The organism is Micromonospora sp. M71_S20 (assembly GCF_003664255.1).
In the GTDB taxonomy this organism is placed as follows: Bacteria; Actinomycetota; Actinomycetes; order Mycobacteriales; family Micromonosporaceae; genus Micromonospora.
On record NZ_RCCV01000001.1, the window covers coordinates 1,231,715 to 1,246,877 of the forward strand.

At 69.8% G+C, this 15,163-nt stretch carries 11 protein-coding genes; 1 reads left to right on the forward strand and 10 read right to left on the reverse strand.

Annotated features, from left to right (window positions below):
* Nucleotides 1-18: 18 nt before the first annotated feature.
* The 10 genes from DER29_RS05420 to DER29_RS05460 form a co-directional block, all read right to left on the reverse strand.
* On the reverse strand, nucleotides 19-1,278 hold the full coding sequence (locus DER29_RS05420; RefSeq protein WP_121396323.1) for a DUF1501 domain-containing protein: 1,260 nt from the start codon (nucleotides 1,276-1,278) through the stop codon (nucleotides 19-21).
* 1 nt (nucleotide 1,279) lies between these two features.
* Nucleotides 1,280-2,545 carry a DUF1800 family protein gene (locus DER29_RS05425; protein WP_121399021.1) on the reverse strand — a complete coding sequence of 422 codons (1,266 nt, stop codon included), beginning with the start codon at nucleotides 2,543-2,545 and terminating at the stop codon, nucleotides 1,280-1,282.
* Between the two features lie 162 nt (nucleotides 2,546-2,707).
* Nucleotides 2,708-4,852, reverse strand: coding sequence for a S8 family serine peptidase (locus DER29_RS05430; RefSeq protein WP_121396324.1), 2,145 nt, complete (start codon nucleotides 4,850-4,852; stop codon nucleotides 2,708-2,710).
* 268 nt (nucleotides 4,853-5,120) lie between these two features.
* Nucleotides 5,121-6,293 carry a glycosyltransferase family 4 protein gene (locus DER29_RS05435; RefSeq protein WP_148709980.1) on the reverse strand — a complete coding sequence of 391 codons (1,173 nt, stop codon included), beginning with the start codon at nucleotides 6,291-6,293 and terminating at the stop codon, nucleotides 5,121-5,123.
* Nucleotides 6,290-7,120 carry a glycosyltransferase family 2 protein gene (locus DER29_RS05440; protein WP_158618974.1) on the reverse strand — a complete coding sequence of 277 codons (831 nt, stop codon included), beginning with the start codon at nucleotides 7,118-7,120 and terminating at the stop codon, nucleotides 6,290-6,292. Before DER29_RS05440 ends, DER29_RS05435 begins: the two co-directional genes overlap by 4 nt.
* Nucleotides 7,117-8,268, reverse strand: a complete 1,152-nt coding sequence (locus DER29_RS05445; protein ID WP_121396327.1) for a glycosyltransferase — start codon at nucleotides 8,266-8,268, stop codon at nucleotides 7,117-7,119. The genes DER29_RS05440 and DER29_RS05445 overlap by 4 nt, the downstream gene beginning before the upstream one ends.
* On the reverse strand, nucleotides 8,268-9,377 hold the full coding sequence (locus DER29_RS05450) for a polysaccharide pyruvyl transferase family protein (RefSeq protein ID WP_158618975.1): 1,110 nt from the start codon (nucleotides 9,375-9,377) through the stop codon (nucleotides 8,268-8,270). Before DER29_RS05450 ends, DER29_RS05445 begins: the two co-directional genes overlap by 1 nt.
* Nucleotides 9,374-10,759 (reverse strand): hypothetical protein, encoded by a 1,386-nt coding sequence (locus DER29_RS34080; RefSeq protein ID WP_158618976.1) that lies wholly within the window; start codon nucleotides 10,757-10,759, stop codon nucleotides 9,374-9,376. The genes DER29_RS05450 and DER29_RS34080 overlap by 4 nt, the downstream gene beginning before the upstream one ends.
* 40 nt (nucleotides 10,760-10,799) lie before the next feature.
* The gene (locus DER29_RS05455; protein ID WP_148709981.1) at nucleotides 10,800-12,248 is read right to left on the reverse strand and encodes an O-antigen ligase; all 1,449 of its coding nucleotides are present in this window, start codon (nucleotides 12,246-12,248) and stop codon (nucleotides 10,800-10,802) included.
* 477 nt (nucleotides 12,249-12,725) lie between these two features.
* Entirely contained in the window at nucleotides 12,726-14,069 is a 1,344-nt protein-coding gene (locus tag DER29_RS05460) for a hypothetical protein (protein ID WP_121396330.1), read from the reverse strand.
* A gap of 229 nt (nucleotides 14,070-14,298) precedes the next feature.
* Here DER29_RS05460 and DER29_RS05465 point away from each other — a divergent pair, with 229 nt between their 5' ends.
* Nucleotides 14,299-15,150: a MurR/RpiR family transcriptional regulator gene (locus tag DER29_RS05465; RefSeq protein WP_121396331.1), complete on the forward strand. Its 852-nt coding sequence runs from the start codon at nucleotides 14,299-14,301 to the stop codon at nucleotides 15,148-15,150.
* Nucleotides 15,151-15,163: the final 13 nt, after the last annotated feature.

A 15,163-nucleotide genomic window follows, 5' to 3' on the forward strand; every position in this document is an offset into this window, starting at 1 on the left:
GCTCACCAGGGCCAGGTTTCAGTCGCGCGGGAGGAACGGCAGCATCTTCGGTTCGTACCCGCCGAGATAGCGTGCCGGGTCCGCATCCAACACCGAGGCCAGCAGCGTACCGAAGACATCCCGGAAGTCCGTCGTCGCCTTGAGGTCGCCGTCGTCCAGGTCGGTCAGGCTCGGCTGCTCCCCGTAGAGTCCGCCCGCGATCTGAGGACCCAGAACGAAGACGGGCCCGGCGGTGCCGTGGTCGGTGCCGTCGGAGGCGTTCGCACGAACCCGCCGACCAAACTCGCTGTACACGACCACGGTCACCCGTTGACCGGCCTCGGTCCGCGCCAGCCTGCCCGCGAAGTCGGCCAACGCCTGGTCGAGCTGGCGCAACAGCAGCTCGTGGCCGGGCCTCTCCGCCGCGTGCGTGTCGAATCCACCGAGGCTCACCGAATACACGCGGGTGGGGACCCCCGCTTCGACGCAGTGGGCCACCCGGGAAAGCTGTTCGGAAAGGAGGTTCGCCCCGCCCGTGCCCGTCGCCGCGATGTCCGGTTCGGCGGGGAGGTCCGCCCTGGCGTCCACCGCTTCGGCGTCCCGGATGAGCTGGTCAATCTTGATGAGATTCGCATAGGCGTCCGCAGCCCGTGCCTGCATCTCGGATTCGTTCGGCTCCCGCCGCCCGAGCACCCCGATCATCTCGGTGGTGACTCCGGCCGGCAACTTGAGCCCACCGATACTCACACAGGCCCCGGTACGGGTCTCTCCCACGAGCAGGGGCGGGAGCATGGGCTCGAAGCTCACCGCGGCCTCTGGCGCGGCCTTGATGCCGTCCAACCATCGGCCGACCCAGCCGGAGGTGGCCGGATCGCTCGGTGAGGCGGTCTGCCAGATGTCCATGGACCGGAAATGACTGCGGTCCGGTTTGGGATATCCGGCCCCGAGGACGACAGCCAGGCGCTGCCCGCTCCACAGTCGACTCAGGCCCTTCATCACCGGATTCAACCCGAGCGAATCGTCGATCCGAAGCACCCGATCAGGCTCGTAGGCCAGCTCAGGTCGGGCCGCGTAGTACGCCGGATCCGCGTAGGGGACTACCGTGTTGAGCCCGTCGTTGCCGCCGTACAGCGTGACGATGACCAACTTGCGTTTCTTCCGGTGGTCTTCCCCGGCAGACGCGTCGCTCGCGGTCCGCAGGAGCTCCGCCAGGCCCAGGCCCCCTACCCCGGCGGCGATGGCGCTGCCGCCGACGACGCCGGAAGCCAGGAGAAACCTGCGCCGGGTCAATGCGTCCATGTCACGTCACCAGATATTCCGGGCTGACCAACCCGAGGGTCAGCAGGCGCTGCGGATCGGTAGTGCCCTTCAGGGCCGAGTACGTCCTGTTGGTCCATGTTTCGACAGCCAGGACGTGCGCCACGTCTTCCGGAGTCAGCCGCTGGGCGGGGACCAGTTGGGCGATCCGGCCGGCAAGGTTCAGGCGGACCTGCGCCGCCCCGACCGTCAGCCACTCCGCTCCTGCGGCCCATCCCTCGACACTCGGGGGCGCGAACGGCAACTGCCCCATTCGCTCCAGGGCGTTGAGGGCGTACGTCAGCATCTCGTCGGACAGCCTCCCCGGCCGCAGACCCAACTGCCGCATCGCGCCGACGAACCACTCCGTGGGCTGCTTGACCAGCTTGCCGGCGCTGGCCTGGAACGCGTCGTCCTCGAAGAGCTTCCGCAGCATGGCCATCGAGTCCGGGAACGCGCGGACCATGTTGTCGCGGGTGGGCATCGGGATCAGGTCGGCCGACGAGGCGTACCGGAACCACAACCGCTCGGCGATGAACCCCGGGCAGGCCTCGTGCTTGAGCAGCAGATCCACCAGCGAGTGGGCGTCGAAGTCCTTCGTGACACCGAGGATGCTCTTCCTGCCGCCATCGTGTGAGGCGGGACTGAAGTACGCGCGCCCGCGGTCGTAGTCGATCTTCCAGCCGGTCAGCGCACGGCCCGCCTCCTTCACGTCCCGTTCGGTGTACCTGCCGATGCCGAGCATGAAGAGTTCCATCAACTCGCGGCCGAGATTCTCGTTCGGCGCGGTCCGCGTGTTCAGTTGCCCGTCGAGCCAGTAGATGAGCGCCGGGTCGGTGATCATCCGATGTGCCATCGTCGCGAAGTCGAGCGAGCTGCGCAGCGTCCTGTGCTGCACGAGCATCAGTTGCGGGCGGATCACCTTCCGGACCGAGGTGGCCCAGTGCCCGTGCCAGAAGAACCACAGCTTCTCGCGGGTCTGGTGGTCTGCGACGGTGAGGCGGTCCAGCCACCACTGGGTGATCCGCTTCGTCTGCTCCCGGCGCTCCTCATCCCCCTTGCTCCGCTGGCTGGGAGTGGGGTTCGACAACCCGGCGAAGGGATCCGGGCCGAGTCCCGGCACGGGAGCCTTCAGGGCCCCCACGTCCGGCGCTGTCGGCGCTGTCAGGGCGGCGACCGTCGCCTCGTACCCTGCCTTCTTCGCAGCAGCCAGCTCGGCGGAAGTGGGACCGAAGCCGGCGCGGCGAAGTAGCAACGAGGCGTCGGCCATGCAGCAAATGTATGCGAAGCCCCTGGTGCGGGCAGACCCCGGGGCCGGCACCAGCCGGTCAGTGTCGCGGTGACGCGGATGGGCCGCCGAGACGCGCATCGCACGTGTCTCGGCGGCCCACTGGATCCGTCACGTCAGGACGGGGCCCTCAGTCGCTGGTGTTCAGCCGACCTTCAGGACCTCGTAGGTGAACATCGTCGACGGGCCCGGATCGGCCACGAACGGATCGAAGCTCGCGATCAGCGGCGAGCTGCCGCTGTTCGGTGCCTGCACCAGGTTGTAGTTGGTCTGCGACTGGAACAGCAGGTTGCCGTCACCCCAGTGGAAGAGCCAGAAGGACTGCTCCGCGCCGATCGTGGTGGCGTTGGCGATGAGCGGCCGGGTACCGCCCGACGGCGCGCTGACGAAGCGCTTGTTGACGTGGGAGCGGAATGCGACGGCGTCGGCGCCCATATCGAGCATGTCGAACTTCTGCCAGTCGCTGGTCGCGGTGGTGGAGTTGGCGATCAGAGCGCTCTTGCCGGCGTCCGCTGCCGTCACGAACTTGCCGTTGACAGTTGCTCGCAGCACGACGACCGCGGCGGGTGAGGCCCAGATGAACTTCTCGGCCACACCGATGGCGGTGGCGTTGTTGACAAGGGGCAGGGTGCCGCCGGACGGGGCGGTGACGTACTTTCCGTTGATCTTGGCAATCAGGCTGGTGGTGCCGTCGCCGTTCATGACGACCTGGAACCGCTGGGCGTCGGTGATGGTGCTGCTGTTGGCGTACAGCGCGGCGGTGCCGCCGGCCGTGGCGGTGACGTGCTTTCCGTTGGCCCAGGACGCGAGCGCGATGTAGCCGCTGCCGGCGTCGATCACGGTGAACTTCTCCGAGTCACCCATCTGGTTCATGGGCTGGGTGGGGGTCAGCGGCTGGGTGCCGCCGGCGCCGACCGAGACGTTCTTGCCGTTGGTCAGGGACCGCAGGCCGGTGACCTGCGGCACGGCGGTGGTGCCGATGCGCAGCATCACGTCGCTGGTGTTGTAGGCGGCGGTGTTCCGCACGACCCGTCGGGTGCCGCCGTAGACGATGACGTTACGCACCTGGGTGGGCGCCCAGGACGGGTTCGCCGACAGCAGCAGCGCGGCGGCGCCAGCGACGTGCGGGCTGGCCATCGAGGTGCCGCTGTACTTGCCGATCGCGGTGTCGCTGGTGATTACCGAGGACGGGATGTGGTGCCCCGGCGCGTGGATGTCCACACACGGCCCGTAGTTGGAGAACGAGGCGCGGAAGTCGACCTCGTCCGTGGCGCCCACCGTGATCGCCGAGGCCGCGCGGGCCGGCGAGTACGAGCAGGCGTCGTCCTGGCTGTTGCCGGCGGCGACAGCGTAGGTGATCCCGGAGGCGATGGACGCCTCCACCGCGGCGTCGATCGCGGTGCTGGCTCCACCGCCGAGGCTCATGTTCGCCACCGCCGGCTTCACCGCGTTCGCCGTGACCCACTCGATGCCGGCGATGACACCGGCCTCCGTGCCGTTGCCCTCGCAGTCGAGCACCCGCACGCCCACCAGCTGCACGGCCTTGGCCACACCGTAGTTGGTGCCGCCGATGGTGCCCGCGACGTGCGTGCCGTGCCCGTCGCAGTCATTCGCGACCGGGTCGTTGTCGATGAAGTCGTAGCCGTTGCTGGCGCGCCCGCCGAACTCCTGGTGCGTGATCCGGATGCCGCTGTCGATGACGTAGGCGTGCACGTTGCTCGCCGTGTTCGGGTACGTGTACCGCTTGTTCATCGGCGCGAAGATCTGGTCCAGCCGGTCCAGCCCCCACGACGGCGTGTCCAACTGGGTGTCGCTCTTGGACACCTTGCGGTTCTGCTTGACGTAGGCCACCTCGGGGCTGGCGGCCAGCCGCTTCGCCTGCGCCTCGTTCATGCGCGCCGCGAAACCCCGGATCGTGCGCGTGTACGTGCGCGACACCGTGCCGCCGTACCGCTTGGTCAACGCGGTGGCGTTCGCACCGACCTCGGCCGGCGTGGCCTTGCCGTCCTTGAACACCACGATGTAACTGTCCTTGATGGCCCCCATGTCGGCGGCACCCAGGATCCCCGCAACCTTCTTGTCGTCCGGCGGAGCCGCGGACGCGGCACCCCCGCCGGACACGGTTGCCGCGGTCGCGACAGCGGCGAGCGCGAGCCCCGCCACGACCGACCGACAAGCTCGACGAACTTGATACACGCCAGACTCCCCGTGGGATGAACGTCCATCGTTGACAATGGACGGCGTTGCCCTTCGGCACAGACGCAGCCCATCTTCGTCGATCAACGTCATCGGCGGCTCAGCCGTTCGGACCATCTGGTGGCGAATGCCAAGGGGTAAGCCCCCGCCGCTATTACCAAGTGGCGGACCGAAGAAGACGGGTGATTACCACCGCGCTCTACTCAGAATGCGAGAGGCTGCCTATTGCTCGCACAACCGGTACCGACGACTCACCGTCGCAGGTCGCCGATCGGTGCCACGGTCGCGGCCGGATGCTGCACGCCGGCGGGTCCGGGCCCGCCGGCGCGCAGCGCCGTCATCCAGCGTCTGCTGGCTCGGCTCACCGACCGGGCGTGCCGTCCATCTGCGCACCGGTGGAAAGCGAGGCGTACGCCGCCTGCAACTGCAGGCGAACCGCCGCCGAGCTGTGGTGTGCCGCCACCCACTCCCGTCCGTTGGCGGCCAGTCGCGCGGCGGTCTCGGGCGCGGACAGCAGCTCACTGACCGCCGCGATCCAGCCAGCCCCGTCGTCGGCGACGCGGACGTGGACACCGTCCGCCACACCCGCGCGGTCGGCCACCATGCTGGTCGTCACGCTCGGAACGCCAGCCGACATCGCCTGGATGAGCTTCAGCTGGACGCCGGTGCCCCGGAAGATCGGCGCGATGGCGACGGCAGCATCCGTGTAGTGGGGCTCGACCGCGGGCGCGTTGGCGTGGAGTTCGATGCCGTTTCCGACCAGTTCCTGCACCGCCTTGGGCGGGTCCGTGCCGACGATCCGGAGCCGGGCGTCCGGGACGGCGTCCCGAATGCCCTGCCAGCACTCACGCACGAACCACATCAGGCCGTTGACGTTCGCCTCGTAGCTGAGCCGGCCGACGAACAGGACCGTCGGTGCGATCGGGCCCGCCTGCCGCTGCACGGAGAAGTCGCAGGGGCTTCTGACGAGGAACGTGTTGGGCCGCTCCTGGCCGGGCAGGGACGGGGCGGAGAGCATCAGGGGAACCCCCATGCCGACCAACTTGTCCTCCCGGGCCCGCATCCGGGGTGCCTCCACGCGGCCCAACGCCCGCCAGGCGGGGCTGGGTCCGTGCGAGGCGAGTTGCTCGTAGTACTCGCTGCGGAACTCGTCCAGGTCGACGATGACCGGCGTCGAGCCACAGGCCTCGACCAGGTGGACGGTACGGAAGACGTTGAGGTGCACGACGTCCGGCTGGAAGCCGTCCAACTCCCGCCGCAGCGCGTCGGTGAGCGCCTTCGGGCTCGCGTACCCCGTCTGCAACGAGACCCCGGTGCCGAGTGCCCGCGCGGAGCGCAGCATGGAACCGACGCGTGGGTTGGGGACGAGGGTGCGCTCCTTGACCGGCAGGAGCTCCGCCAGCCGCGCCTCCTCCTCGTCGTGCACCAGCCCCAGGAAGCGGACATCGTGCTCGGCGGCGAGCATCTCCAGGATCACGAGGCTGCGTGGGCGGACCGATGCCGGGATCCACGGCGCCACAAACAGAATCTTCAAATCGGCAGCCTCCTCAGGGCTGACGCGAGGAGTCGCTGACCCCGCGTGCCATGCTTCGCGAAATAGACATACATGCCGGACCGGTACAGGGGGTTCTTCCCAACCGCACCGGTGCTGGTGCTCTCCTTGTGCTCGGCGACACTCGTCCCGACCGACGCGACACCCCAGCCACCGGCGCGCAACTGCGTGCACAGGTCGACGTCCTCGAAGTAGAGGAAGAAGCGGGGGTCGAACCCACCGATGGACCTGAACGCCTCACCCCGTACGAGCATGCAGAACCCCGACACCCAGGCGGTTTCGCGCACCTGGCCGGTCGGTTCGACATCGAGATACTCGAGCATCTTGAACTTCTTGCGCAAGGGCGTCGCCCGAGCCAGGTGCTGCTTCAGTCGCCTCGGCACGAGATGGTCGACCTTCAGCGCCGCCAGCCATTCCTTCGCGATGCTCGGCTCGGGCCCCGCCGAGATTCCGAAGCGCCCGTCCGGGTATCGCATCAGCGGCGCGACCACGCCCAGCTTCGAGTCGGCCCGCAGTGCCTCCACGAGGTGCGCGAACGACTCGGGGTCGATGTGGCAGTCGGGATTGAGGAGGAAGTAGGCGTCAGCGTCGGGGAGGGTCTCCGCCGCGGCGTTGATCGCCTTGCCGAAGCCCACGTTGGGCAGCGAGACGACCGGATACCCGAAGGACTTCGCGACCTCGACGCTGTCGTCCGTGGAGGAGTTGTCCACGACCACGACATCGTCCACCGGCAGGGCGCCCAGGCAGCCCAGACTCAGGGGAAGCTCCCGGGCCGAGTTGTAGGAGACGATGATGGCTGCGATTTTCACTGTCGACTCGCAATCCCGTAGGCGTCGAGGTACGAGCGGACCGTGTCGTCCCAACGGAACGTCCGCTCGATGTGTGCACGGGCACGCCGCCCGCGCTGCGCGGCGTCGTCGGGTGACTCGACCGCGGCCCGGACCGCCGCCGCGATCTCGTCGGCCGTCGACGCGGTGTACAACATCGAGGCGTCACCGCGTACGGACGCGGCCGGTCCACTCGACGTGATGACGGGACAGCCGAGGGCCATGGCGTGTGCCACCTTCATCAGCACTCCGCCGCCCACGATCGACGGCACGACGACGGCGTGGGCGTCGAGCATCTCCGACCGGAGGTCGGGCACCGCACCCGTCACCACCACCCTGCCGTCGCTCTCGCCGAGGCCGACCACGTCGGCGGACGGCTCCGCCCCGACGATTCTGAGTTCCGCCTGCGGCAGGCCCTGCCACACCAGCGGCATCACCTCGCGCGCGAGGAACTGGGCGACGAGCGCGTTCGCGCGTCGCCACATCGCCCCGGCGAACACCAGTCGCGGTCGCTCCGTCGCTGGCGGCGGCGACCAGGACCGGTCGCCGACGTGGATTCCCGGCCGGGCGAGCACGGTGTTCGGATTGCGTGCGGCGGCGACCGCGAAGTCGGCGTCGGACAGGGTGATGACGGCGTCCGCCTGGCGGATCGCGGCGCGTTCGAACCGTCGCGTCCGAAGCAGCTCGATGAGACGGTACGGCCGTTCCAGGCCGGATGACGCCCGGTAGGACTCCAGCATCACCTTCTCGGTGATGTCGTGCAGGCCCAGCACCGACGCGGGGCTGATCCCGACGACCTCGGCGGACTGCAGGTACTCCGAGTGCACGACGTCAGGCCGGATCCGGCGGATGAGCTCGGCGGCCTCCCGGGTCGCTTCTCGCGGCCACGCCTGGCGGAGCCATGCCGGTTCCAGGCGGAGACGGTCCCGGTGGCTCGGACGAGCGGTGACCGTGGCGGGCAACAACGTGTACTTCAGATCGTCCGGCTCCGCCGGCGCCGTGTGCTCCGGCGAGTAGACGAAGAGGTCGACCTGCTCAGCCAACCGCGGGGTGAGCTGCACGATCGTGTCGGCCGCAGCATGGTAGTGGTGCGCGTTGGGCGCGAACGGGGTGAGCAGGAGGACGCGCATCAGCCCAGCCGCTTCACGAGCGTCGTGACGAACCCTTGCGCGATCCGTCCCTGGGCCGCGACCCGCTGGGCGGCCTCCCGGAACTGCTCGGCGGACGCGGCAGCCGCGGTCGCCGTGCGGTAGAGCGTGTCGGCGTCGACGTCCGGTGGCACCAGGTACTCGCGGAGCCCCAGGTCGACGAAGGCGTCATGGACCTTCCGCTCGTACGCGATGGCCACCGTCGGAACACCGATCGCCACGGCGAGGAGTGCGGCATGCAGGCGGGTGCCGAGGACGAGCTGGTTCGTGGCGAGCGACTGCAACCAGTCGCGGAGCGCTCCGACGAGAGGCCGGCTGCCGTCCAACGGGGTGGAGTCCAGGTCCAGAAGGTCGCGGAAGGCGCGCTCGTAGATGACGCGGTCGTCCTCGCCGTGTGCTCCCCGGCCGAAGGCCATCGGAAGGAAGGTGCCCGACCATCCCTCCTGGCGGAGCCGACCGGCACATCCGGTGAGCGCCGCCAGCAGCGAGCCCTCGAGGTCGGGCGCGAGCGGTCGCATCGACAGCGCGAAGCGGCGGCCGGAGTCGACCCGATCCAGCTCGGGCAGCGGCAGGGTGTACGCCATGTCGCCGATGACCTCTGCGCCGGAGCCGAAGTGCGACGCGGTTCGCTCGTCGCGCACACCCACCGCGACGCAGGACGCGCCCATGAGACGCAGCATCTGACGACCGACCGGCGTTCCCCCCTCGCGCACGCCGACGCCGACGGTGGCGACGGGCGTTCCCGCCAGCTTGGCCATCGCGATGATCCGGGCGAACATCGGCAGGGTGCCGGGCCAGGACAGGTTGGGGGAACGCTCCTGGAAGACCGTTCCGGGGCCGAGCAGAAGCAGTTGACACGACTTGATCGCGCGCTGCACCGCGACCTGACGCTCGGAGGCACCACGAGCCCGCAGTACGGGCATGTGCTCCGTCTGCACGCCATGGAGTTCGGCGACCCGGTCCGGGTTGGGGCAGAAGACCACGAAGGACGCGTTCTCCTTGACCTCGCGGACGCAGGTGATGAGCGAGTGGAGGAGGATCTCGTCTCCGAGATTGTCCGATCCGAACCACCCGACTATTCCGACCCTCACATGTCCTCCGTCGTTGCAGCCCGCAGTCTGCCTGCGGCCCTCCGTTGTCTGAGAAATCTGACGGTAGTCAGAGCAAGGATGACGCCCCCGAGAGTGGCGGACGCCGGAGCGGATCCCATCACGGTCAACAGTCCGGCGAGCGCCCATGCCGCCGCCGCGACAGCTCCGAACGAGATGAGGACCGGCCACACCAGTTCCTTGATCCGCAGGAACCACAGCAGCGACCCGGCCACGACAAGCTCGTTCAGCACCATCGCGCAGGCGGCTCCGTAGGCGCCGTACCTGCCGTCGAGCGCGAGGTTGAATCCGACGCTGCCGCAGATGCTCAGCACGAGCACCATCAACCGGCTGGCGGCACGGCCCCGGGCGAGCAGGATGGCGGACAGACCGAAGTTGGCGAATCGCAGTGCGAGGAACAGGGTGAGCACCATCGCGAGCTCCGGGATGTTCCCCGCCTGGTCACCGAAGAGCACCACGGTCGCGATCGGAAGGCCGATGAACATGACGCCGGCGGCGCCCTGGCCCGCGAGCCCGAAGAACTGGAAGATCGTGAGCGGGTCGTTCGCCTGGGCGGTCCCGGAAGTTCCCTTCGGCGCGGCATAGGCGAGGGCGCCGAGGCCCATGGACGCCGCGACCTGGACCGCCGGCCCGATGATGGCCGCGGCCGAAACGTACTCTCCGACTTCCACGGCGGTGACGAAGAACGCGAGGATGAAGACGTCGCCGCGGAAGTAGAAGAGACCGAGCAGGTCGGAGGCGAAGTACGGCAGCGCCAGCCTGATGTGCTGGGCCGAGCGGGCACCTCGGGAGGCGCGCAGCGACGGCAGGATCCGCACGACGAGAACCGCGGCCGTCGACCGGAGGACCGACGTCACCAGGAAGTAGACGGCAGCGTCACCGAGGGTGAGCCCGTCCGTCAGCCACACGTCGACCGCGCACGCGCCGATGAGCAGGAGGCCGGTGGAGGTGTTCGTGAGCGGTTCGGCCCAGGCCGAACGGGTGCCTCGGATGAGGACCCACGCCGTCTCGTTCCACTGTTCGAAGAGGCTGGCGACGAAGACCAGGAAGAAGGCGAGCTGCGCTTCCGGGGGAAGAAGCACGCCGATCACCACGTACGCGACGGCGGCGGCCGACATCAGCACGACGAGACGGCCGCCATGGATCCGGGCGACCACAGGTGGCGAGACCGTCCCCGCGGCGGCCTCCCTGGTCAGGTAGGTCGGCAGACCGAGGGAGAGCGCGGCGGCGGTGAAGGACGCGGAAAGCGTGGCCATCCCGTAGAAGCCGACGGCCTCGACGCCGGCGCCCCTGGTCAGCAACGCCATGACCACCAGGGTGGTGAACCGCGTGGCCAGGGTGGAGAGCCCCAGCAGGCCCGACACGACCGTCAGAGACGTGCGCCGCCCCGCCGGCGCCCTGGCCTCAGTCGCGACCATTGCCGGTCGCAACCGCCGAGAACCGCGTCCGGGCATGGAAATAGCCCGCTACGAGCGCCAACATCAGAAAATAGGGTCCCTGCATCAGTCCCCAGCCCGTCATACCGATGAGGACGAGAGCCGGCAGAGCGCTGACCAGAACCCTGGGTGCCAGCTCCGAGGTCCGCGTACGAAAGACGGAGCGAATGGCCGCCGTCGCGGTCCGCACGAACGGCAGCCAGAGGAGCAGCGCGCCGACGATGCCCACCTCGGCGGCGCTCAGCAGCAACACGTTGTGTACGGGCACGCCGCTCGCGGTCAGCGGATCCGAGGCACCGACGACGGCGACGTAGCTGTTGGGTCCCACCCCGGCCCACGGATGCGCGCGGATCGCATCCGCCGCGACCACGAGCAGGTGTTGTCGGGAGCCCCCACCGGGGTCCGCCAGGAATCGCTCGATCAGCCACGGTAGCGACGCCCCGCCGAGCACCCCGGTAAGGCCGACGACCACGAAGTACTTCTTCTGCCACCGCCCGGTCATCAGCTCGAGCAACATGAAGATGAGGATCATGGAGACCACGGCTGCGAGAACCGTGCGACTCTGGGTGAGGGACACGCCGATGAGGACGACACCGAGCGTCGTCCAGGCCACCCATCGTTCCCGCACCGTCCGCTGCGGCAGGGTCAGTGCGCACAGGCCGCAGAAGAACAAGACCTTCGCCAGCTCGCCCGGATGGCTCGTCAGGCCCGTGGCACGCCCGAGCACGTCGAGCGCCTGTTGGCCGGAGACGCGTCGCAGCGGAAAACCGAGCACCGCCGCGCTGATCGCGAAGAGTTGCAGCCACGCCACGGCCGCGAAGGCCCAGAGCAGGATCGAGTGCCGGCGGTCCGCGCGCTCGGCCGTGGCGCCGATGGCGAACACGATCGCCGCCAGACCGAAGTGCAGCAGGCCACTCACGGTACGCGGGGACGCGTCCCAGTGGAACGCGGCGAACAGGGCCAGCCACCCGAGAAACGGCGCCCACAGGAGGAGGGCGCGAACGAGTCGACGACGCGTGTGCATCGTGACCAGCACGAACGCCACAGCGATCGCGATGGTGTACGAGTAGAGCGTCGGCGTTCCGGTCGACACACCGGCGTAGATGACGACATCGGCGGGAGCAAGGGCGATCGGCACCAGTCCGAGTGTCGCCACCAGGAGCGCCAGTGCGGCGACGATGCGCTGATCCGGGTCGGACCGCAGCCCTGCGGCGATCGACCGGCCGGCCCGGGTCAGCTGGACGACCAGGCTCGGGCCCCGATGGCGGCCCGGCCCGCGGACTCCGCGGTTCTCGCCGCCCGGGCCGGCGGCCGGGTCGACGTATGTCCGAACTGGCTGCTGACCACCGCTGCGCCATGTCGCCGGGGCATGGCGTGGATCACCCTGGGGATGACCACTGGCCGTACCGGTGAACATGACATCTCCGTATCAGCCTTGGTCGGCCAGTCGCTGCCACGGCAGCGCCGGTCGTGCCGCCGTGCGGGGGTTTCGCTCACGCCTCCAGGGCGGGATCCAGAGCCGATGACGGATCGGCCCGGGGCCGAAGCGGGACTTCGCGCGCTCATCATAGAGGTGGGTGTCGGCGGCGAACCATAGGTCCCGGGCCCGCGCGCGGGACCTTCCGACCTGCATGCCGGCTGTACCGGACATGACACTGACCGTGTGTCCGGTGATCGCGCGGGGGTTCCGCACATACCTGACTGGAACGGCCGAATCCACTTCTTGTGGCTTCGACTTGGCGCCGGCACCGCAGAACCTGGGGCCAGCAGGCAGGAGGCGATCCGTATCCTACGACTCGCCAATCACCAATCTCGCCAAGCCGCCAACATGAACCTCATCCAGACAGACGGCTCGACGTCCGCGGGCTCTCTCTCCGGCCGGTCCGGACGCAGATCAGAACTCGGCGTTGTCACGGATGGAGTTGACCACGCGCCGAATGACGTCGATCCAGTCCTCCGGGGCGGTCATGCGCAGCACGAGCTGACGGTCGATCGCACCGTCCGGCTCCGAGCGCCAGAAGGCGACCACGACGATGCCGTACTTGTTGGCGCCGTTCAGCTTCACGGTCTCGGCCAGGACGACGTACGGCCCGCCGCTGCGCCACTGCAGTCCCCACGCCTCCTCCGCCTTGCGCAGGGCGTCGCGTTGCTCCTCGCCGCATTCAGGACAGTTGCGGACGATCAGCTCGCCGCCAACCTCCGCGTTGTCCCCGATCGAGGCACCGCAGTTGTACTTGACCTGCCCCTCGGTGCTGCCGCCAGGAGTGCACGTCCAGTCAGCCGGTGCCACGAACTCGAAGCCCAGGCCGTCCGGGTTCAGTGTCCGTACGGCATCGCTCCTGCTGAAGACCTGCCATTTGGGCCAGTCCCCCGGCCGTGGCGGCTCGATGCCCGGCTGCTGCGGACGCGCGGAAGGTGACCAGCTTGAGACGCCGGACGGGACCACGGCGGTGGGTGAGGGGTTCGCCGTCGGCTCGGTCGTGTCCCCGCGCCCGATCCAGGCGAAGGCACCCGCACCGCCGACGAGGACCAGCACCAGTGCGACGATCCCGACCCAGAGCCCGGTACGACGCCGCCGCGTCTCGGAGGGCGCTATCCGGCGAGCAGGTGCGGCGAGCGGATCGTACGGCGGGATGCCGGCCGGCGCGGGGGCTTGGGCGGCGGGTGACTGGGGCTTCTCGGCGACCGGCTGCGCCGGCATCGCGGTGGTCGGCGCGTCCCAGCCTGGCGCCGGCGGGCCCGAGGCCGGGTGCGGGGCCGACGACACCGGCTGGGTGGGGTTCGGACCTGCGTGCATCGCCCACGGCAGATGCGGAACACCGGAGACCGACTGCGGTACACCGGAGACGGGAGGGGTCACCCCGCTGACCGGCTGAGGCATGCCGCTGACCGGCTGAGGCACCCCGGAGACCGGCCGTGCTGCCGTCGGATCCGGCGTGTACTCCACGCCGAGTGCACGGAGCAGCTTCTCCGCCCCCGGTCCGACCTCCGCCGAGTACGCCACCCAGGGCGCGGCGGCCGAGAAGTCGGCGTAGGCGTAGGGCAGGGGGTCCGCCGCCTGCGCCAGCGAGTTCGTCATCCCGACGAACGCCTCCCGCCAGCCGGGGGCCGCGGCGACGGCGGCGTCCAGGACGGCCACGGTGACGAGGCGCCCCTGCTCGTCGATCGCCGCCCACGCCTTACCCACCGGAGACCCGCCCAGCACGTGGGTGAACCTGTAGGGACCTGCCGGCTGCATGCGCCAACTCCTCTGCTCAACCGCCGTGCGGATCCTACAGAGGCGGCGCCAGCGCCTCCGCCCGCCCGTCGCAGGCCCGACAGCCTCCCGCCCGCCCGTCGCAGGCCCGACTCCCTGCTGGGACGCGCGGCGGGCCCATTGCGCGTCCCCGGGCCACTCGCTGGCCCGCACCACGGGCGTTCCGCGAGCGGGCTTGCCCTGTGAAAGTTTTCATGCATACAGTCACCTGATGAATGAGGGAGCTGTCATGGCACCCACCGAGCGGGTGCTGGACCTGTTCCAGGGGGTCCGGCTCACCCCCACCCAGCGCCGCATCGCGCACTGCCTCGTGCAGAACGCGCCGGCCGCGGCGTACCTGTCGGCGGCCGAGGTCGCCGAGCTGGCGGGGGTCAGCCAGCCGTCGGTCACCCGGTTCGCGGTCGCGCTCGGCCACGACGGCTACCCCGCGCTGCGCCGCCGGCTCCGCGAGCTGACCGCCGGCGCCCCGGGCGACGCCACCGACGCGGGCAACGAGCTCCAGCAGGCGGTACGCGCCGAGATCGGCAACCTCGACCGCCTGGCCGGGCAGCTCGCCGACCGGGACCGGATCGCCGAGACCGGGAGGCTGCTGGCCGCCAGCCGCCCCCTGCCGGTGCTCGGCCTGCGCGCCGCCGCCCCGCTGGCCGCCTACTTCGCGTACTTCGCCGCCAAGGTGCACCCCGACGTGCGGGTGCTCGACGACGGCGGCAGCCTGCTCACCGACCGCCTCGAACAGGCCGCCGAGGCCGGGGCGGGCGCCCTGCTCGCCTTCGTGCTGCCCCGCTATCCCCGGGAGACGCTGGACGCGCTGCGCGAGGCCCGGGCCGCCGGCCTCACCGTGGTGGCCATCACCGACTCGCCGGTCAGCCCGGCCGCCGAGCACGCCGACGTGGTGCTGCCCGCCGCGGTCGGCGCGCAGCTCGTCTTCGACCTGCACACCGCGCCGATGACCCTGGCCATGGTGCTGCTCCAGGCCATCTGCGACGCCGCCCCGACCGACACCCAGCGCCGGCTGGAGGCCTTCGAAGCCTCCGCCGCCCGCCGCCAGTTGTTCCTCGGATGACCCGGAGGAGAGC